General features: G+C 32.5%; 23 protein-coding genes. 14 read left to right on the forward strand and 9 right to left on the reverse strand.

The genetic code is table 11. The features are described 5' to 3' along the window. Nucleotides 1-38 precede the first annotated feature (38 nt). The 14 genes from INR78_RS01015 to INR78_RS01080 all read left to right on the forward strand — a co-directional run bounded on the left by INR78_RS01015 (nucleotide 39) and on the right by INR78_RS01080 (nucleotide 9,866). Nucleotides 39-731 carry a hypothetical protein gene (locus INR78_RS01015; protein WP_223077105.1) on the forward strand — a complete coding sequence of 231 codons (693 nt, stop codon included), beginning with the start codon at nucleotides 39-41 and terminating at the stop codon, nucleotides 729-731. Nucleotides 732-888: 157 nt separating this feature from the next. Continuing rightward, entirely contained in the window at nucleotides 889-1,380 is a 492-nt protein-coding gene (locus tag INR78_RS01020; protein ID WP_223077106.1) for a hypothetical protein, read from the forward strand. 133 nt (nucleotides 1,381-1,513) lie between these two features. Then, complete coding sequence (locus tag INR78_RS01025) at nucleotides 1,514-1,765, forward strand: hypothetical protein (RefSeq protein WP_223077107.1); 252 nt, start codon at nucleotides 1,514-1,516, stop codon at nucleotides 1,763-1,765. Between the two features lie 284 nt (nucleotides 1,766-2,049). Continuing rightward, entirely contained in the window at nucleotides 2,050-2,496 is a 447-nt protein-coding gene (locus INR78_RS01030; RefSeq protein WP_223077108.1) for a hypothetical protein, read from the forward strand. 159 nt (nucleotides 2,497-2,655) lie between these two features. Continuing rightward, nucleotides 2,656-3,120: a hypothetical protein gene (locus tag INR78_RS01035; protein ID WP_223077109.1), complete on the forward strand. Its 465-nt coding sequence runs from the start codon at nucleotides 2,656-2,658 to the stop codon at nucleotides 3,118-3,120. Between the two features lie 161 nt (nucleotides 3,121-3,281). Continuing rightward, the gene (locus tag INR78_RS01040) at nucleotides 3,282-3,782 is read left to right on the forward strand and encodes a hypothetical protein (protein WP_223077110.1); all 501 of its coding nucleotides are present in this window, start codon (nucleotides 3,282-3,284) and stop codon (nucleotides 3,780-3,782) included. A 2-nt stretch (nucleotides 3,783-3,784) separates the two neighbouring features. Then, nucleotides 3,785-4,669 (forward strand): hypothetical protein, encoded by an 885-nt coding sequence (locus INR78_RS01045; RefSeq protein ID WP_223077111.1) that lies wholly within the window; start codon nucleotides 3,785-3,787, stop codon nucleotides 4,667-4,669. Nucleotides 4,670-4,828: 159 nt separating this feature from the next. Then, on the forward strand, nucleotides 4,829-5,614 hold the full coding sequence (locus tag INR78_RS01050) for a toxin-antitoxin system YwqK family antitoxin (protein ID WP_223077112.1): 786 nt from the start codon (nucleotides 4,829-4,831) through the stop codon (nucleotides 5,612-5,614). 144 nt (nucleotides 5,615-5,758) lie between these two features. Continuing rightward, a complete protein-coding gene (locus tag INR78_RS01055; protein WP_223077113.1) occupies nucleotides 5,759-6,211 on the forward strand; it encodes a hypothetical protein in 453 nt (150 codons plus the stop codon). Nucleotides 6,212-6,354: 143 nt separating this feature from the next. Continuing rightward, on the forward strand, nucleotides 6,355-6,885 hold the full coding sequence (locus tag INR78_RS01060; protein ID WP_223077114.1) for a hypothetical protein: 531 nt from the start codon (nucleotides 6,355-6,357) through the stop codon (nucleotides 6,883-6,885). A gap of 159 nt (nucleotides 6,886-7,044) precedes the next feature. Next, nucleotides 7,045-7,470, forward strand: a complete 426-nt coding sequence (locus INR78_RS01065; protein WP_223077115.1) for a hypothetical protein — start codon at nucleotides 7,045-7,047, stop codon at nucleotides 7,468-7,470. Nucleotides 7,471-7,623: 153 nt separating this feature from the next. Then, the gene (locus INR78_RS01070) at nucleotides 7,624-8,232 is read left to right on the forward strand and encodes a hypothetical protein (protein ID WP_223077116.1); all 609 of its coding nucleotides are present in this window, start codon (nucleotides 7,624-7,626) and stop codon (nucleotides 8,230-8,232) included. Nucleotides 8,233-8,377: 145 nt separating this feature from the next. Then, nucleotides 8,378-8,845, forward strand: coding sequence for a hypothetical protein (locus INR78_RS01075; protein WP_223077095.1), 468 nt, complete (start codon nucleotides 8,378-8,380; stop codon nucleotides 8,843-8,845). 124 nt (nucleotides 8,846-8,969) lie between these two features. After that, on the forward strand, nucleotides 8,970-9,866 hold the full coding sequence (locus tag INR78_RS01080) for a hypothetical protein (protein ID WP_223077117.1): 897 nt from the start codon (nucleotides 8,970-8,972) through the stop codon (nucleotides 9,864-9,866). Nucleotides 9,867-10,096: 230 nt separating this feature from the next. Here the strand turns inward: INR78_RS01080 and INR78_RS01085 are convergent, their stop codons facing one another. The 9 genes from INR78_RS01085 to INR78_RS01125 form a co-directional block, all read right to left on the reverse strand. Further along, nucleotides 10,097-10,738 carry a DUF6266 family protein gene (locus INR78_RS01085; RefSeq protein ID WP_223077118.1) on the reverse strand — a complete coding sequence of 214 codons (642 nt, stop codon included), beginning with the start codon at nucleotides 10,736-10,738 and terminating at the stop codon, nucleotides 10,097-10,099. Between the two features lie 88 nt (nucleotides 10,739-10,826). After that, nucleotides 10,827-11,300, reverse strand: coding sequence for a hypothetical protein (locus INR78_RS01090; protein WP_223077119.1), 474 nt, complete (start codon nucleotides 11,298-11,300; stop codon nucleotides 10,827-10,829). A gap of 231 nt (nucleotides 11,301-11,531) precedes the next feature. Further along, a complete protein-coding gene (locus INR78_RS01095) occupies nucleotides 11,532-11,828 on the reverse strand; it encodes a helix-turn-helix domain-containing protein (protein ID WP_223077120.1) in 297 nt (98 codons plus the stop codon). A gap of 769 nt (nucleotides 11,829-12,597) precedes the next feature. Further along, entirely contained in the window at nucleotides 12,598-14,544 is a 1,947-nt protein-coding gene (locus INR78_RS01100; protein WP_223077121.1) for a heavy metal translocating P-type ATPase, read from the reverse strand. A gap of 11 nt (nucleotides 14,545-14,555) precedes the next feature. Then, entirely contained in the window at nucleotides 14,556-14,762 is a 207-nt protein-coding gene (locus INR78_RS01105) for a GDCCVxC domain-containing (seleno)protein (RefSeq protein ID WP_081653185.1), read from the reverse strand. Continuing rightward, nucleotides 14,762-15,358, reverse strand: coding sequence for a mercuric transport protein MerTP (gene merTP / locus INR78_RS01110; RefSeq protein ID WP_223077122.1), 597 nt, complete (start codon nucleotides 15,356-15,358; stop codon nucleotides 14,762-14,764). Before merTP ends, INR78_RS01105 begins: the two co-directional genes overlap by 1 nt. Nucleotides 15,359-15,419: 61 nt before the next feature. Then, entirely contained in the window at nucleotides 15,420-15,833 is a 414-nt protein-coding gene (locus INR78_RS01115) for a Fur family transcriptional regulator (protein ID WP_079738441.1), read from the reverse strand. Between the two features lie 2 nt (nucleotides 15,834-15,835). Further along, nucleotides 15,836-17,041, reverse strand: coding sequence for an efflux RND transporter periplasmic adaptor subunit (locus INR78_RS01120; protein WP_027879791.1), 1,206 nt, complete (start codon nucleotides 17,039-17,041; stop codon nucleotides 15,836-15,838). A gap of 4 nt (nucleotides 17,042-17,045) precedes the next feature. After that, nucleotides 17,046-21,380, reverse strand: a complete 4,335-nt coding sequence (locus INR78_RS01125; protein WP_223077123.1) for a CusA/CzcA family heavy metal efflux RND transporter — start codon at nucleotides 21,378-21,380, stop codon at nucleotides 17,046-17,048. Nucleotides 21,381-21,432 lie beyond the last annotated feature (52 nt).

The raw sequence follows: 21,432 nt of genomic DNA on the forward strand, positions 1-21,432 counted from the left end.
TCTTATACAAGACCGTTGTAAACAATGCCGAAAACCGAGTGAAATACTACATAGGAGCATATTATCTCATTAAATTAAAACCTATCGAATACGGAACGATTAAAGGTTCGGAAATTTATACTTGTAGTCGTTGTATTAACGACTCTTTTTTTGACTCGTGGGCAATTTCTTGGGCAACAACTGAAAAGAAAGAATTAGAAGAAACTAAACAAACTTTTAATCTGACTGACAAAAATATTGAGGAAATACAATTTTGGGCAGACAAAAAATTGGAAGAAGAAAAACTCGGTTGGATAAATACGTTTTCGAACTTAAAAACATTGACCGAATACAAAGAAAAGTTCTTTCCTAATGATTCTGACTTTGAAATATTAAGTATCAGCTTTCCCGAATCTGATTTGAGCGAAGCTTTGGAAATGACAAAACCGACTGAATCGAATAGCGGAGAAATTGGAATTTATAACAAACTTAAAAATAAAGAGCTCGATTTAGAAAAAGACGAGTTTTTAGGTTACGACATAATCGGAATTGAAATAAGTGGAGACTTCCATTCTTTTCATTGCAACGACTTGGAGAATGATTTAAAAGATAAATTTGGACTTAAAATAAACGAATTCGGACTTTTTGAAAAGGTCGAGAATTGGAATGGAGTTATGGAATTTCTAAATGACCCAATGAACGCTGAACCTGTTCCTTGGTTTTATGTCAAAGTAAATAGAATTAGAAAATGAAAAAAGCACTGTTTACAACAATGTATAACCGCAATTACGGCGGATTCGACTGCGTCCGAATCCACTCGGAATTGCTAACGTCAGTGCTTAACCGAAAATTATTAACTTTAAAACCGTAACTGACGGTTATACGAAACCGTTGTGCAACATTTGAAAAATGACGCTAATTTTAGAAAATACAAACCAAGTTGAATCTCACACAAATCTTTATGAGATAATTGAACCATTTGAAAAGGAGTTTTCAGAATTAAATTGGTTATTAACAAATCAAGATTATCAAATTTTTGATTATGAAGACAAAGGAGAAATTGAAAAACTGGATTTTGAATCGGACAAAATAACTTTTAGTGGAACTGAACTCTTGAAAATCATCAAGAACCGTAAAATTGATTTTATTTGGTGTGTATTCTGCGGATTTAAAAATGACATTCCGAACTTAAAAAAATCGGAATTACCATATGCGGATTTAAACTCTGATATCTGGAATAAACCAAATGAATTTCTAAACAAACAAAGCGAAATTGAAATTATAAGTTTTGACGGAACAGCAACAATTTTTAAAACAAAAAACAAGGAAATTGAGAATAAGTTTCGCAAAAAATTTACAGATGCAATTGAATTAAAAAAAACGTTGCACAACAATGTATAACCGCAATTACGGCGGATTCGACTACGTCCGAATCCACTCGAAATTGCTAACGCCAGTTCTTAACCCAAAAATTAAGTAACTTTAACTCCATAACTGCGGTTATACGAGACCGTTGTATGTAATAAAAAATGATATGATAAAAATAATTGTAGAAAACAATAAAAAAACAACCAATGATTTATTAGGTGATTTTGATAAATCAACAACTAATGAATCTTTAAACATAGCTAAAGAATACCTAAAAGAAACAACTAAAAACATGAAATGCGATATTCATGGTTCTGAATCTAAAATGACTTTAACTATAAAAATGTCAAAAAACGGTCAAACTGAAATTATAAAATCAGAATATTGTTGTGATAAATTCTTAGAGAAATTTAAATAATTTTTTCTCCTTTGTAAATTATCTCAACTCCTAGTTTTTTCAACAAAGACTGTTTGTTGTTTATTATTTCTATAAAAGATTGAACAGAATTTAAATCTTCTGTTATTTCTTTTATTTTATCGTTAATGCTCATATTACTACATACAACATGGTATATACTACATTGCTTACGAAATTACCTATCGGTAATCCTTTTGCTTGTGGTATGTTGTGTTATTTTTAAAAATTAATATTTAACTCAAGCAACGTATTCTATACCTAAACCGTTGTAGCAAATTAAAAAAATGAACAGTTCAATTGAAAATGGAGGAAAAACTCATATAAGATATGCTCATAAGCATTATCCGAAAGTGATTGAACTTAAATGTGACAAATGTGAATCCAAAATAATTGCTACTAATCAAAATGTTCCAGACGGAATTGAGCATTTTATGGATATTTCGGAATTTGAAAAGAAATGGAGTCTCGTATGTCTGAATTGTACTTTCCGAGCTGAAATAAATTGGGATGAACTGAAAGAATTTGATTTATGGCTAAAAACAGAAATAAGAAATACGGAATTTTGGTCTTGGAATACTGACCATCTGAATATGATTCTGAAAAAACTCAAAAAAGCGGATTTGAGATCTGACAAATGGGAATTTTTTAAAAGTTATATTCCTAAAGAATGGCTTCTGAAATTTAATAGTGAAAGAGAAATTCGGAAAATTGAAAATTTAAAAGAAAAATAACTTGCTACAACAACGGCTATAATCCATTGCGGCTGAAATTCCTATCGGAATTTCATTGCAATTTACTATCTTTCAGCTATGGCGGAAATAATCCTGCGGATTTTTCCGCAACGTATCATAGCCAAAACCGTTAGCAAACATTAAAACCAAACTTATCGGATGAAAACATTTTTGATTTTATTTTCATTTTTACTTCTGACAAATAGAGATGTTATCCATAAAGATACACCTCTTCAAATTGACAAAAATGGAAATATAATTGGTTTACCGAATGAATATAGTCCTGCGAAATTTGACGAAGCTGAAAAAATACTACAAATTAGAAATAGAATAATTGTATTCCCTGAATGTATAACTGAATACTTTGAGGAAAATAAAAATACAAAATTAAATTTATCTGCTTCTTGGTATCACTCAAAAGACATCATGCCCTTTTATCTGAACTTTGAAATCTCTGATTATAGTACAGATTATTCTTATAGCATTTTGATTAATTTAGAAACACTAGAATTAATTAAGGTATATAAAGAGACGCGAAAAGGAATTTCTTTCATTAATGAGAAAATAGAATTGGACAAAAAATGTCTGAATCAATATAAAAACGGAATAAGAATTACATACTGAAAAGATGAAAATAAAACGTTTGCTAACAATGTATAAATTCAATTGCGGCTGAATTTCCTAAGGAAATTCATTGCAATTTTCTATCTTTCAGCTTCAACGGAAAATCGTACCGATTTTCCGCAACTGAAATTTATACGCTAACGTTGTAGCCAATACGAAGAATGAAAGAAATAATAGATAAAATATCGTCTTATAACCTTTTCAACTACTTATTTCCAGGAATTTTATATGTTATCTTCCTTCGAGAAATTACAAACTTTGATTTAGTACAAGAAAATAATTTTCTTGGTGCGGTATTGTACTATTTTATTGGATTAGTAATTAGCAGATTTGGTTCATTAATAATCGGGAAAATACTTCAAAGTAAAAGACTGAAATTTATCAAATTTGCTGACTATAAAGACTATATTACTGCCTGCGACAAAGACAATAAAATTGAATTATTCTCGGAAGTGAACAATATGTACAGAACTCTGATTTCACTTTTTTGTACTTTGCTTCTCTCTGTTCTTTATGAACTAATAGCAGATTGGCTAAATATTTCAGAAAAAACTTCTTACATAATGCTGATTGTAGCACTCATAATCGTTTTTGTTTTTTCTTACCGTAAACAGACAGGATTTGTCGTAAAAAGAGTTGATTCAAGGAAAAAGGAAAAATAAATATGAGTATAATAAAATCATTAAGTGTTGGAGATGGAGATATGTTTTACATTAAACATAACTCTGATAATTTTACAAGTATAGATTGCTGTTTGTCGGAAGACAATAAAAAAGATATAGTTGATGAAATAAAAGAAGAGAAAAAAGGAAAAGGAATATTTAGATTTATTTCTACTCATCCAGACGAAGACCATATTCAAAAACTTGACTACTTCGATGACGAAATCGGAATAGACAATTTTTATGTAGTTAAAAACGAGACTACAAAATCTGTAGAAACTGACGGTTTTAAACGTTACAAAAAGTTACATAATTCAGATAAAGCATTTTATATAGAAAGAGGTTCTTCACGCAAGTGGATGAATATTGGTGACGAAACACGTGGAAGTTCGGGTTTATCTATTCTTTGGCCAATACGCTCAAATGAATATTTTAAAACGGCTTTGGAAAATGCTAAAAACGGTCAAACACCGAATAACATTTCTTGTATAATAAAATATAGTCTTGAAGATGGTGTAACTGCAATTTGGATGGGAGATTTGGAAACAGACTTTATGGAGAATATAAAGGACGAGATAACACTTCCTAAAACAAACATATTGTTTGCACCACATCACGGAAGGAAAAGTGGAAAAATACCACAAAAATGGATTGACCAAATGGACCCAGACATTATTGTTATGGGAGAAGCAAATTCGAATGACTCGGATTATGCGTCTTACCCAAACCACAACAAAATAAGACAGAATTCAGCAAAAAATATAACATTCGAATGTATTACGAATAAAATACATATTTACTCATCAAATATTAACTACAGCGTTGATTTTTTAGATTGGGAATACCAAAATACGTTTGACTATTATATTGGAACATTAAACCTATAAAAGTACTGGCTACAACAATGGCTATAAACAATTGCTATTACCGGCTTGTCCTGAAAATTCCTGTGGAATTTTCAGCTTGTCGTGTACTTGCAAAAGTCCGTGCTAACCCACGCAACTGTTCATAGCCGAGACCGTTGTAGCCAATTCGAGAAAACCTAAATGAAAAAAATACTCTTCATTCTAATATCATCCTTATTTATTTCTTGTCAGTTTGATTTAACGGAAAAAGCAAATGTTTCAAATTTAAAAACCTATTATGACAAAGAGAAAAAAAATCTTAAGGAAGAAAGAACTACTTTTAAGCTAGGAAATATAATTAAAGGAACTTCTAAGGTTTACTTTAAAAACGGAAATTTAATGAGTGAAGGCTCAATAAAAGCTGATTCATCATCAAAAAATGTTATCCAAGAAGGAGATTGGAAATTTTACCACGAAAGTGGCGAATTAATGTCTGAAGGTGAATTTAAAGCTAATGAGAAAACAGGATACTGGGTACAGTATTACAAAGATGGTAAAATTGCTTCAGAAGGAAACTATAAAGCTGGAAAAGAAACCAAACAATGGAAATATTATTATGAAAATGGACAACTTCAACAAGAAATTAATTTTGTTGACGGAAATCCAAATGGACTGATAAAAGATTATTTCCCTAATGGTAAAGTCAAAGCTAAAAGCGTTCTTAAAAATGGAGTGCCAAATGGACTTACAACTTTATACAGAGAAAATGGAAATGTCGCTTCTCAAATAAATTATGTTGATGGCAAAATGAAAGGAATTTATCGAGAATATCACGAAAATGGAAAACTGTCAACAGAAGGACATTGGAACATCAATAATCCGATTGGAGAAATGAAATCATACACTGAAAAGGGCGAACTACAATCTATATACATAATTGATAGTGTTGGTGAAATAACATCTGAAAAAATATTAATAAAAGAATAAAAACTAGCTACAACAATGTATAAATTCAATTGCTACTGAATTTCCTTTCGGAAATTCATACCAATTTGCTAAATTAGTACCAATCTTAAAATCCTACGGATTTTAAGCCGCAACTGAAATTTATACGCCAACGTTAGCTAACATTTGAAAGAAGCATTCATCATATTATTTTTTGGAATTTTATCCAATACGATTTTTGGACAAACATATAGTGCTGAAAAGAAAATTCTATCTGAATATAAATTTGAAAAAAAAAGAAAGAAATCATTAGCACCAAATGGAATTAAATGGACAGAATCTGAATTGGATAGTTTGGTTATTTATAACGACAGCACTTATCATAGAATTTATTATTATGTTTTACATCAAATCAAACATAAAGAGCAAATCGGAACTTGGAAAATAAAAAAAGACACTCTTATATTAATTTCAAAAGAAAATATTGACAGTCAATTTCCAGCAAACAATACATATTATTATAAAATAAAACCGAATAAAATAAAATTAATTAAATACGAATACAGGAAAGATGAATGGTTTGATTTTTCTGACTTATTCTTGATAAGAGAAAAACTGAAAAAATCAAAAAAACGTTAGCTAACAATGTATAACCGCAATTACGGCGGATTCGACTGCGTCCGAATCCACTCGGAATTGCTAACGTCAGTACTAAACCGAAAATCATTAACTTTAATCCCGTAACTGACGGTTATACGAGACCGTTGTGCAACATTAGAAAAATGAAAATTCAAGATAAAATATTACTGATTTTAACTGTAGTTCTATTCTACAGTTGCAATGAAAAACAAAATAAAGTTGAAACTTCCAGTATAAAAATTGTCGAGGTTAAAACTGACTTTAACAAAACAGACATATCTAAAACGGAAGAAAAATTAGAATCGGATAAAATTATTGGAAAGTACTACGTGGATAACTTCTATCATTATTTAAAAAGTGGATTTGAACTAAAAATCAAAAAACCAAAAGATGATTTTATAGTCTACACTTTTGAATTTAAAAATGATGGAAAAGTTATTTTTAAAGACTTAACCGAATTCTATGATTGCGGAAATGGAATTTTATCAATTAAAAAAGGTAATTGGAAATCGAATGGAAATGGAATTTACGAATTGACTTTTGACGGAGAATATGGTCTTGAATCAGAGTTTCATACTGTTTCCGAGTACCAATTAGCTGACTTGAAAAATGGAAATTTAAGAATGAAATTGATTAAGGTTATTGAAAACAAGAAAAAACTCGCGTGGGAATAAAGAAACGTTGCACAACAATGTATAACCGCAATTACGGCGGATTCGACTGCGTCCGAATCCACTCGGAATTGCTAACGTCAGTGCTTAACCGAAAAACACTATCTTTAATCCCGTAACTGACGGTTATACGAGACCGTTGTGTGCAATTAGAAAACTCATATGAATAAACTTTTTTTAATTTTAGTTATTGGCTTTACTTTAGTTTGTCAAAGTGAATTTAATAAAGTCTCAGAATTTAATATTGTTGGAAAATGGGAATGGGAATCTTATTCTTCTTCTGGTAACTTTGTTTTTTACAGTAACGAAATAGCTGAAATGGAATCGGAAAATGAAAAAATCGGTGGAAAAGACTTTATGAGAAACGGAAAAAAATTCAGTCTTGAATATAAAATTGACTATAACAAAACACCAAAAACTTTGGACTTAATATTCACAGAATTGGAGAGTAAAAAACAATTAAAAATGCCTGGTATAATTGATATTGTGGAAAAAGATATTCTATTGTATGCGCGAGGCAAAAATGGAATAAGACCGAAAAGTATTGCCGAATCTGATGACAAAATTACCCTTTATAGAATTAAATAAAAACTGCACACAACAACGGCTATAATCCATTGCGGCTGAAATTCCTATCGGAATTTCATTGCAATTTGCTATCTTTCGGCTATGGCGGAAAGAATCCTGCGGATTTTTCCGCAACGTATCATAGCCAAAACCGTTGTGTGTAATTATTAAAATATGAAATTGAAACAAAGAAGGTTGTTTACTCAAAAAGAACTAACTCTTAACAAAAATAGCATAAAAGTAAAAGTCAAAAATTTGACTAGTTCTGAAGAAACAACAATTAGTTTAGAAGAAATAGACACTAGAAAAATGGTTTATCAAAAAAAGACGGACACCCTTATGTTAATTGTGACTTTGTTTTTTGGGATCTTTTTTTTGATAAATATATTCAATCCCGAAAATTACAAACCAGACCAAGATGACCCTTATGGCGTATTTATATTTCTATTTTTAGCAAGTTTATTTTCCGGACTAATAACTTTTTTAAAATCAAAGAACGTTATTTTGATTCCCACAATGAACAATGGATATCTAGAAGTGTTTAGAAGTAAACCAAGTGAAAATGACGTAGATGATTTTATTTCAAAATTATCTGAAAAGATTAATAAAAGTCTAAAAGACAAATACGGAAAACTCGATTTAGGTATGCCCACTGAACAGCAATTAATGAATATTAGCTGGCTAAAGGAACGAGAAGTTATTTCTGAACTAGAGTTTGAACAATTGAAAACTCAATTAACTAGTCTAAGAAAGGATCAGAACAAAATAGGTTTTAAAGATTAACTACACACAACAATGGCTATAAGTAATTACTTGTTCTCGTATACTTCTGAAAATCCTCGCGGATTTTCAGTTTGGTGCGTACTTGGAAAGTTGAGTGCCAACCCACGCAACTACTCATAGCCGAGACCGTTAGGTGTCATTTGAAATGAACGCAGAAATAAAAAGAAAGATACGAGATAGATGGATATCATCGCTTTTTGAAATTGCTCACTCAGAATTTCAAAACCGACTTTGGATTAACGCTGAATATAAAAATTCAGTTGGTGATTACAACGAATGTGTTTGCGGATATTTTGACGATTTGGATTTGGAAAATGGATATACTGACTTTATTGCAAACGGAATAATATCGGAAACGGAATATAAAATTGTAACGGAATTACACTCTGAATTAAGAAAATATACAGAGAGGACTGAAAAGCGAAATTTATCTGACAAAAATATTCTTAAAGACGTGGAATGGATTAACGTTACTAACATCGGATTAAAAACGTGGACTGAATTAAAAAATAAAACGGAATCGATTCGTGATAAAGAATTAATGACTGAATTGGAAAATAAATATCTGAAAAAAAAACGCCACCTAACAATGTATAAATTCAATTGCGGCTGAATTTCCTACGGAAATTCATTGCAATTTGCTATCTTTCAGCTCAATCGGAAAATCGTAACCGATTTTCCGCAACTGAAATTTATACGCTAACGTTGTACGTAATTTTGACCAAACCCAGAACTTAATGAATAAACCTCTAATTTTATTATTTCTATTTTCTCTATTCTATTCGTGTCAAGAAAAATCTTTCAATTACAAAATACTTCAATACGAGGGAACTGACAGCTTGAATACTAAAGTTGTGAAAAAGGTTAAGTTTAATTCAGATAGCTTGGTCATTTACGAGGAATATAGAGGTTATAAATCTGATAATGCAAATAGTATATCCGATGTGAATACAACCTATATTTACAAAGATACTTTGCTGACAAAAACTATAAAGTATCGTCCTAATCTCAAAGGTGTTTGTTGCGACAGTTCAAAAATGGAATTTTTCTACAATAACAAAAACTTATTGGAAAAAAGAATTGCTTACGATTACAGACGAGTATTGAAAAAAGGTATGCAATTTAAGGACAACTTAACCTCTGACGACTTTGAAAAGGAACGTCAATGGAAATTGAGCTCTGAAACTTTTTACTCATACGATAGTCTTGGTCGAAAAATAGAATATAATGCACCTAAAAAACATTGGAGCAGTCAAAACAGATATGTTTGGACTTATGACAATCAAAATAGAATCAAAGAAGAGAAATCTTTTGACCAAGAGAGACTTATTTGGACTAAATTCTATGAATATCAAAAAAACAGTTATAAATATACTATGACTTGGTACGATTATGAGGGAAATCCAAGACACCTAAAGGATAAAAGCAAAAGCTGGGAATATAGACCTCTAAAAATCTGTGAGTATAAGCTTAACGATAATGGACAAGAATTAGAAGAATTAGCAACGACAGAAACAGGGGAATTTATTAGCAAATTAATAACCGAATACGACAGAAAAAATCGAATTGCTAAAACGACTAAATATCTTGAAAAGGACAAACCGATTATGACTCATATTTATGAGTATGAATAAAAAAACTACGTACAACAACGGCTATAGTTCATTACGGCTGAAATTCCTATCGGAAATTAAAAAACCCTTATTTATAAGGGGTTTCAGTTAAAAAGGCAACAATAAGGCAACAAATATTTGATTATAAGAACTAATCAAAGGAAAGAAATAATAGATAGAATTAGGAACTTATTTAATGATAAAAATAAAACCGTTCGTGTAGAACGGTTTTATAATTTAAACACCAACCGTTAATTAGCTGTTCCAGAGCCTAAATAAACGCTGTTTGACACGATACTACCATCTGCTGTAGTAAATGCCATAAAAAGCTCAACAGTATCTCCTGCGTATGTACTTGGAATTGTAATGATTTGTGATCCTACAGTTCTATCAGCACCATCAAGAATATACATTGATTCTTTTTTACTTGGATTGTAAACTAAAATCATTGCTTTATCGGTTGCATTTGCATTACCTTCAGCAGAGTTATCATCCCAAGTAAATTCTACTTGTCCCGCAGTTGCTAAATCTGTTGCAGGGTTCAATGCTCCAGATAGATTACCTCTACTTAATAAAGCTAAAGAATAATCTACAGTAAAGTTTGGTGCAGCTCCTGTAATCGCATTATTCAATACATAAGACATTGCTGCATTAAACTCTGTTTTTTGCACCGCATAAGATTTATACCCTTTCTTGATAAAACCTAAATTCGGTTGAAGATACTCCAAAGTAACAGTAAACTTGTTTCTTTGGTTAACTTGTCCTTCTGTTCGTGGATTTGCCACATTTGAAGGCTTAATTCTCAAATAGTCAATACCTTTCCAAGAAGCACCAACTACGTTTCCTACTTTACCTGATACACCGCCCAGGATTCCTTGTGAAATAACACCCATTGTATATAAAATTTAAAATTAATACTTGTTCGAAGTTGGTACGGACTTGGTACGGTCTTTAACCAACACAAGTAATATATGGCAAATACTATGCTAATAGATTGATTTGGTTTTTGTTGCCCTTTGTTGCCCGATTTTGCTTTTTAGAAAATAGATTTTGTATATATGACACTTTTAAATCTGCCATTTTTGAAATGACTTTTTGTAATTCTGCTTCTTTTTGGCTAATAGCTGACACAATACTAATATGCTTCTGCAACTCTTTAGATTCATTTAGTAATGAAGTGTAGCTATATTTAAGCGTGTTTCTGCAATCATTTATTGAAATAAACGGAATTACACTACCTTTTAAATAATACGCATAGAAACCGCCTATTTGTAGCATCATTGATAAATGATAAAGGGTGTGTTTTTCTTCTTCGGTTGGTACAGTTACCACAAAGCAATTAGGACAGGGATTTATTAAAGGCTTTCCGCTGTTTTGCCCTTTGTTCAGGATAAAAAAATGAGGTTGCGAATAGGTTCTTCCGATTTGGTGTGTTTTCAGTTCAAAAGTTGACATAGCTATCCAATTTAAAATTGCTTCGCTACGCTTCGCACCATTAATTTTTTAAAAGAAAAACAATAAAAAAAGAAAGCCGTATGTTCTTGTGGCGTGGATAAGGCTGTCAAGGTTTTTGGAAAAAATACTACCCTCTTTTTTAAATAATATTGGGGTGGAGATTTTTTTCAAAACCCGTAGGGCGTGACCTTTATAGCCTTGCGCGTTGGCTGTGGTAGCCACATATATTTGCTACCTTTTTTTATGTATTTTTTGTTGTTCTAAAACATCTAATATGTCTTCTTTTTTATAAAAAATTCTGTTGCCCATACGAATTGGATTTAAAATGCCGTGTTTATTCCAGGAATGTATTGTTACTAAACTTATCTTTAAATAATCGGATACTTCTTGTCTTGTTAGGATTTCATCATTTTGTTTTTTAGATAATTCTTTAAGGTAGTTTTCAATTTTAAACATTAGTTTATCTGCTACCGCATCTGCTAATTCATCTATTGTAACCTCTGTGATTTGGATTGTTTTTGTAATCATCTTGTTTTCTTATTAGTTAATTGATTTCCACTTTTTGGGGCATAAACTCTTAAAAAAATAGGTTACAATACGTATTTGAGCATTGGATGAAGCGGTTGTATGGGTAGCGTTTTAAATAGTTGTTTGATAAAACAGCATTTAAACAAGCTACTTATACAGGATTTATAGGCAATAGCTTTTTGTTTTTTTGAGGTACGAGAAAAAGCAATATGCTATGGCTTATTACTACATTTTATGAACCTATTTTTTTATAACCGCTGACTTGGGTGGTGGGGAAAAGTGGTCTTTTATATTTGTTAACGAAATGAAACAAACAAAGACTTGAGGTAAGGAATAATTGGACTTAACGATGGTTTTGTGCAGCTTGAATAAGGTAACGAATATGCATCATTTTAAGCTAAATTTTCATATGGCTATTGTTTCAGTTTAGTTCGGATTTTTATTGAAAGTTCGGGTGTGCGCGTGGGAAAAGCGGCTATTTTACATAATGGCGTTATAACTACAGCTTTGGTGATGCGGTGGGTGTAGCGGCTGCTATTATAACTACCCGTTATGTAAACATAGCTTTGGGTAGTTTTTGGTGTGAGGGATGGCAACAGCTCTTTGCTTTTTTATTGTACTACTTTTAAAATATAATAGCAAATAAAATAAGCAATGTGCTGTGTGAGGGTTGGCAACCAAAAACTACAAGTGCGGTGGATAGCGGAACAAAACAAAAGACAGAGGATTTTGAGGTACGAAAAAACTGGGTTTTGGGTTGTGGGGACAATTACCAACTCATTCGTTGTAATCTAACTGCATTTAAAATTGCTAATAATGCTACTCCTACATCTGCAAAAACTGCTTCCCACATTGTAGCTAAACCACCTGCTCCTAAAATTAAGACAATGACTTTAACACCAAAAGCTAAAATGATATTCTGCCAAACAATTTTTCGTGTGGAACGACTTATTTTAATGGCTCTAACTACTTTTGAAGGTTGGTCGGTTTGAATGATAACGTCTGCTGTTTCAATAGCTACATCACTACCCAAACCACCCATTGCAATTCCAACGTTACTTGCTGCTAAAACAGGCGCATCGTTTATACCATCCCCTATAAATGCTACTTTATTTTCAGGATTCTTTTTTAATATTTCAACTTCGTTTAACTTATCTTCTGGAAGTAAATCACCTTTTGCATTTTCGATGTTCAACTCTTTAGCGACTTGTTGAGTAATGGAATCTTTGTCACCGGAAAGCATCATAATATTTTTGATACCAACTTTTTGTAATTTGACAATTGTTTCTTTGGCATCTTCTTTTAATTCGTCTGCTATTACCACATAACCAGCAAACTTGTTATCTATTGCAACTAATACAATAGATTCTACAATATTTTCCGTTTCCGCTGGGACTTCTATATTATTAGCAATCATTAATGCTTTATTACCTACTAAAACTGTTTTACTATTTACAATTCCTTTTAATCCTTTACCTGCAATTTCAGAAACGTCTTGAGCTTCAAAATCTTCTCCTTCTGATTTATACTCTAAAATTGCTTTAGCAATTGGATGCGTGGATTGTTCTTCCATCGCCATTAAATATTGCATAAATTCGGTTTCTTTCCAATCAATTGCTTTTACTTCTTTGATTTTAAAAACACCTTTAGTTACGGTTCCTGTTTTGTCCATTACCAAAGTATTTATCTTGGTCATTGCATCTAAAAATGAAGCACCTTTAAATAATATTCCATTTTTTGAAGCTGCTCCCAATCCACCGAAATATCCTAATGGAATTGAAATCACTAACGCACAAGGACAAGATATTACCAAGAATATTAATGCTCTGTATAACCAATTTCTAAATATATAATCATCTACAAAAAAGTAAGGTATAAAAGTAACACCAATAGCCAAGAACACTACAATTGGTGTGTAGATACGAGCAAACTGTCTAATGAATAATTCTGTTTTAGACTTACGAGCTGTAGCATTTTGAACCAAGTCTAATATTCTCGCAATAGAACTATCTTCAAACTTGTTGGTTACCTCAACTTCAATAACACTTTCTAAATTGATACTACCTGCGTAAACCTTTGCTTCTTTCTGAATGGAATCTGGTTTGCTTTCGCCTGTTAATGCTGCGGTGTTTAGAGATGCTTTTTCGGATAATAAAACACCATCCAATGGAATTTTTTCACCTACTCGAATTTGAATTTTTTCTCCAATGTTTACATCTTTTGGCGAAACACTTTTATAATCTCCCTCACGAAATACATTGGCTTCTTTAGGTCTAACATCTAATAATGCTTTTATATTTCCTTTTGCACGATTTACAGCAGCACTTTGAAATAATTCGCCTACTGCATAAAATAGCATTACTGCAACACCTTCGGGATATTCACCAATAACAAATGCACCAATGGTTGCTATAGACATTAAAAAGAACTCTGTAAAAACATCACCTTTTTTAATACTATTCCAACCCTCTTTCACAACAGGAAGGCCTACAGGTAAATATGCAATACCATACCAAGCAATACGAATCCAATCCTTAAAGAAGGAAACATCAAAATAATCTAAACCTATACCAATGATAAGCATTGTAAAACTTATGATTGCAGGTACATAGGTTTTGAATGCACTACCATTACCGTGATTATGACCATCATCGTGAGAATGTTGTTCTTCTGAATTTGGTTTTAAATCTCTTAAATTGACTTTCTTTTTTTTCATTTAGTTTTGTTTTAGCAACAACTTTTGTTTTGTTGAATTGGTGGACAAGGAACTGTACCATAAGAACAATACACACAACAATCACCTTCGTTTGGTTTTAGAACCGTTTTACAATGCTCACACTCGTAAAAGAATTGACAAGCGTTAGTTGGCATATCTTCCACTTTTTTATGACCGCAGTTAGGGCAAGTGATTTCCGATTTTAATATGGTTTGCATCAATTTTCTTTTTTATCAGTTACTTTATAACCTGTAGCATTAATTGCTTTCTCAATCTCCAATTCATTGGTTTTAGTTTCGTCAAACTCAATGATTGAGTTACCATTTTCGTATGATGTTTTTGAGTTTACAATTCCGTTAAGTTTATTTACTTCGTAGTTTACGTGAGCTTCACAACTGGCACAGGTCATACCACTTATTTTATACTCTGTTGTTTTGATATTTGAGTTATTAACTATTATGATTTGTTTTTCGGTTTTTGGATATAACATACTTGAGTAGTATGGGAAAGCCAACATCACAATTGCAAATGCTGTTACCACTCCTAAAAAGGTTTTTGAATGCATAAATTTTGGTTTTTCATCCGTTTCACATTCGCCGCAGTCTATTTCTTTTTCTGGCTTGAATTTTTGATACCAAGCAAAGAGAAGAACTACTATTGTTAGCCCAATTAAGTAAGGTCTAAATGGTTCTATCCAAGAAAAAGTTGAAGCTACACCGCTTGTTCCTGCTATTAAAGCCAAAACAGGTGTTATACAACATAATGAAGCTGTAATTGCTGTAAGCAAACTTGTTATCGCTAATTTACTTTTCATAATTACTTAATTCTTTGATTACAAAAATGCAATTAAAAAGCGTGCAATGGAAGTGCATTTATTATCCACTACACTTATCACATATACCTTTTACAACCAAGTTTACATTTTCTGAAACAAATCCATCAGGCACTTTAATTTGTGGAATTTTATGTTCTGTTAAGCAAATGGTTTCATTACAATTATTACAATGGAAATGTAAGTGCAAATCGGTTTTTATATCACAATTACATCCCTTTTCGCATAAAGCATATTTTGTAATCCCTGTACCATCGTCAATTTGATGCACAATATCCTTTTCTTCAAAGGTTTTAATAGTTCTGTACAAGGTAGTTCTATCTGCTTTTTCAAAAGCATTTTCAATATCACTTAATGTTACCGCTATCTCTTTTTCTGCAAGAAACTTATAAATTAACATACGCATTGCTGTAACACGAATATTTTTTGACTCTAATACTTGTTCTATTGTTTCCATAATTAATCGTGGTCTTCCGCTTCTCCTTTTTTCATTTCTGCCATAAGATAATAAGCATTGTTATAAGCGAATTTTGTGTTTTCATCTATTTCTTCAGTAAATTTAATTGCTACCCATTTGCCATCTTTTTCTCCAACAATCACTTCAACAGGTTTAAAGCTCCAATCATCATTTTCTTTTTCTCCTGAAAATATATAATGTTTATCTCCTTCTTTAAAAATGGCACTTTCCGGTAATGCTTTAGTTTGGGTATTATTTACTTGAATTTTACCTTGAATATACATCCCAGGAATTAAATTACCTTTTTTGTTTTCTATTTCTGCGTGAACGTGAACTGCTTTCGGGCTGTCTTCAAACGTTTTACTCACGGAATAGATTTCTGCGGTAAGTTCTGTATCTGGTATAGATTGTACCGTAAAGTTTACTCTTTGACCCTTCTGTACTTTATGGACATCTTTTTCAAAGACCATAAAATCTGCGTGAGCGTGATGCGTATTTACTACCTCAAACAACTCTGTTTGTGGCTCTACATATTGTCCTGTTTTTACTTCAACTTTTTGTACGAAACCCTCTATTGGACTTCGCAATGCTATGCGCTGTGAAATTGTGCCATTACGAACAGAAGTTGTATTGACGTTCAATATTCTTAATTGTGCTTGCAGACCATTTACTATTGCTTTTGAAGCATCATATTCTGCTTCTGCCTTTTGAAAATTAGCACCAGAGCCAACGCCTGCTTCATACAGCTTTTGTTGACGTTCATAATTCTTTTTTAGAAAATTACTATTGCTATAAGCGTTTAAATAATCCGTTTGTAATTTTATAATATTTGGGTGCGATAGATAAGCCACTACTTGACCTTTATTAACCTTATCACCTTCAATCACTTCAATTGAAACGACATTTGCACCAACAACAGTAGTAATAGCTGCTTCGTTTTGTGGTGGTACTTCTAACGTTCCGTTTGCTTCTACATAGCCGCTCATATTACGTAATGCCAACGTATCTATTTTCATTTTTAAAGCATCGAATTGCTGTTGTGATAGCATTACTTCTTCGCTTTCATTATGTTCTTCATTAACTTCTGTTTTTTCTTCCTCATCGTGGGAATGGCCATCATTCTCGTTATGATTTTCTTTATTTCCGCAAGCTGAAACAAAAATGGTTAACACCATTACGGTAAGAATTTTATATATTTTATTTTTCATTGTCTTATTGATTAAAATATTGTAATTGAAATGTGCTTTCTAAATAGTTTACTAATGCAGTCTGTGCTTCAAGTTCCGATTGAATTGCTTCTTTTATCAACTGCGTAAATGCAGTATAATCAATTTCGCCTTCTCTATATGCCAGTAATGCACCTGTTTTTTGCTCTTTTGTTAATGGTAAAACTTGGTCTTTGTAAAACTCCCAAGACGTTTTCCATTTGAAATAATTTTCTTTAGCCTGAACAAACCTTGATTGTACTTCCTGTTTTTTGAACGCTACGTTGGTTTCTGCTATTTCTTTATCAATTCTGGCACTTCTAACTTGTGCTTTGTTAGAACCTGATAAAAACGGAATTGAAATTCCTGCTTGATAGGTGTAAAATCCTGAATTGCCATTGACACGCTGTAAGCCACCTTGAAGATTGAACTTCGGTAAATTATCTGCCTTTGCAGCTTTATATTTGGCTTCTGCTTCATCTACAATGTTCTGCGACATACTGTACAATGGATGATTTTCAATACTGAACGTTTCCATATCATTCTCCATCACTACGTCAAACTCATCTGAAACTGTAAAAACTTCTTCTGATACCAACCACAAATTGAATTGTTGTAAGGCAATAAGATAATTACTATAGGCTTGCGCTTTTTTATTCTGAATTTGAAACGCTTGATTTTTTGCTGCTGAATATTCTAATTTAGAAATGGCTTCGACTTCATAATTTAAAGCTACTGCTTGTTCAAATTTGGAATAAATGGAATCCAGTTCTTTATACAAGTTATAGTTCCGTTTCATTTGATAGCATTTAGACCACGCTTTTTTTACTTCCAATTCCAGTTCCAATTCGGAAAGTTGAAAGGCTTTTTGTGCTAACTGAATGCGTTGTTCTTGTAACTTCCTTTTTGAACCAATACCAAACACATCAATATTAGATTGACCAATACCTATGGTTGTATAAATACCATTGCCACTATTAACTTCTTCTCCACCTGTAAAAATTTGAGTCGTTCCGAAATCATAGGCAGTCGCTTTTAATTGTTCTTGTTTTGTAATTTCCAACTGCTTTTGCTTCAATAATGGATAATTACTTTTTGCGAGTTTAACAGCTTCCTGTAATGAAATTTCGGGAATTGTATCATTCAACTCTTGTGCATTACTTTGTGGTGAAAAGCCAAATAGTAATAATACAACTGCTGTTGCTGTTACTAACTTTTTATTTGGCTTAAACGTAAAAGATTTGTTTTCTACCCAATGATATAAAATTGGTAAAACAAATAAGGTAAGCAAAGTTGAAGTTAATAATCCACCAATAACTACAGTTGCCAAAGGACGCTGTACTTCTGCACCAGCTGATGATGAAATAGCCATTGGTAGAAAGCCTAATACATCTGTAAAAGCAGTTAGCATAATAGGTCTGATTCTTCGTTTAGTACCTTCAACTATTCTATCCTTTAAATTGGTTACACCTTCTTCTTTTAATTCGTTGAGTCCGCTTATCATTACCAATCCATTTAATACCGCAACACCAAACAACACAATAAAACCAACACCTGCCGAAATACTAAATGGCATATCACGCAACCATAAGGCTACTACACCACCAATAGTTGCCATTGGGATGGCTATATAAATCATTAAGGTTTGAGGTAGTGATTTTAATGCAAAGTATATTAGTATAAATATGAGTAATAAGGCGATAGGAACAACGGTTTGTAATCGGTTGCTGGCACGTTCCAGATTTTCAAATGCACCACCATAGCGAATAAAATAACCCGATGGTAGTTCCAATTGTGCATCTAATTTTGATTTTATTTCAGTTACCAACGATTTTACATCTCGACCTCTGACATTGATACCTACATAGGTTCTTCTGTTGGTATTGTCTCTACTTATTTGCATTGGTCCTGCTTTGTAACTTACATCAGCTACTTCGCGAAGTGGAATCTGTGCACCAGAAGGTAAGTTGATAAACAAATTTTGCACATCTGTTATGTCTTTACGATTATGAGAACTTAACCTAACCACCAAATCAAATCGCTTTTCTCCTTCAAATATAGTACCTGCTACTCCTCCTGCAAAAGCTGATTGCACAATTTGATTTAACGTGTTTATTTGAAGTCCGTATTGTGCCAATTTATTTCTATTGTAAGTAATGGTCATTTGTGGCAATCCTTTCGTAGCTTCTGCTCGCATATCACCTATACCTTCAGTACCTGCAATAATTTTTGATATTTCCTCTGCTTTTTGAGCGAGGATGTTTATATCTTCGCCATAAAGTTTAACAGCAATATCTTCTCTAATACCTTCAAGCAACTCGTTAAAACGCATTTCAATAGGTTGGGTAAACTCATAATTAACGCCAGGAATAATTTCGACTGCCTCTTTTATTTCTTCAATGAGTTCATCTTTTGAAGACACTGTTGTCCATTCGCTTTTAGGTTTTAGGATTACAAAAATATCCGCAAAATCCATCGGCATTGGGTCTGTAGGCACTTCGGCAACACCAATACGACTAACAATTTTTTCTACTTCTGGAAATTTTGCTTTTACTATTTGCTCTATTTTAGTGGTAGTTTCAATGGTTTCAGTAAGGGAACTACCTGGTTTTAAAATAGCGTGAAATGCAATATCACCTTCATCGAGTTGCGGGATAAATTCACCACCCATTCTTGAAAACATAAAAACGGTTATCCCAAACAACACAACTGCAATACCAATTACCCATTTACCTTTTCGCAAGGCTCTAACCAATATAGGTTGATATTTGTCTTCAACCCAATGTACAAATCTATCTCCATAAGATTTTTTATCATTTTTTGGTGCTCTTAACACTAAAGCAGACATCATTGGCACATAGGTTAAACACAGTACCATTGCACCAATCATAGCAAAAATAAAGGTCAATGCCATTGGTTTAAACATCTTTCCTTCAATACCTTGTAAGGCTAAAATGGGTAGAAAAACGATAAGGATAATCAACTGACCGAAAAACGCAGCGTTCATCATCTTTTTTGAAGCATTAGACGCCACTTTATCTCGCTCTTTGGATGTAAGCTGTTTCTTTTTTAGTACTTGTGATGCAATGAGAAATACTGTACTTTCTACAATAATTACAGCGCCATCAACTATAATACCGAAATCTATTGCTCCCAAACTCATTAAGTTTACCCAAACATCGAACACGTTCATTAAAATAAAAGCGAATAATAAGGATAATGGTATTGTTGAAGCAACGATTAAACCACCTCGCCAATTACCCAATAAGAAGATAAGCACAAAAATAACTATCAATGCACCTTCAATAAGATTTGTGGTTACAGTAGAAGTTGTTTCTCCAATTAATTTACTTCGGTCTAATAAGGGTTCAATAATTACACCTTCAGGTAATGACTTTTCAATTTGAGTCATTCGCTCTTTTACATTAGCTATAACATCATTTGAGTTTGCACCCTTAAGCATCATTACCAAACCGCCTACAACCTCGCCTTCACCATCTTGGGTTAATGCACCATAACGAATTGCAGAACCAAACTGTACTGTAGCGATATCACCAATAGTAACAGGAATATTATTAATGTTCTTAACCGTAATTTTTTTAATATCCTCTAAACTTCGTACCAGACCTTCACCACGAATAAAATTAGCTTGATGTTTTTTTTCGATGTACGCACCACCTGTATTTTGATTATTGGCTTCAAGTGCATTAAAGACATCTGTAATGGTCAATCCAATTGCGTTTAAATCGTTTGGGTCAACCGCGACTTCGTATTGTTTAATTTTACCGCCTATGGCGTTAACCTCAACCACACCTTCTACCATTGCCATTTGACGTTGTACAATCCAATCCTGCATTGAGCGTAAATCTGCAATGTCGTATTTGTCTTTATACTCTGGTGCTACTTTTAAGGTGTATTGATAAATTTCCCCTAATCCTGTGGAAATAGGTCCCATAGTAGGTTCTCCAAAACCAGCTGGAATTTGTTCTTTGACTTCGTTTAGTTTTTCGGCTACTAATTGACGAGGTAGATAGGTTCCCATATCATCGTCGAATACGATGGTAACAACCGATAAGCCAAAACGAGAGATTGACCTAATTTCCTTTACATCAGGCAGGTTGCTCATTGCAACTTCCACAGGGTAGGTTACAAATTGTTCAATATCTTCTGTACCTAAATTAGGTGCTTGTGTAATAACCTGTACTTGGTTATTGGTAATGTCTGGAACAGCATCGATTGGCACTTTGGTCATACTCCAAATACCTGCTCCAATTATGGTAAGCGTAAGCAAACCAATAATGAATTTGTTATTGATTGAAAAATCAATGATTTTATTAATCATAGTAAAATTTTAATTCAGTTAAACATATCATTTTGCGCTTCGCGCAAAATAA

Source organism: Mesoflavibacter sp. SCSIO 43206 (assembly GCF_019904215.1).
GTDB classification, from domain to species: Bacteria; Bacteroidota; Bacteroidia; order Flavobacteriales; family Flavobacteriaceae; genus Mesoflavibacter; species Mesoflavibacter zeaxanthinifaciens.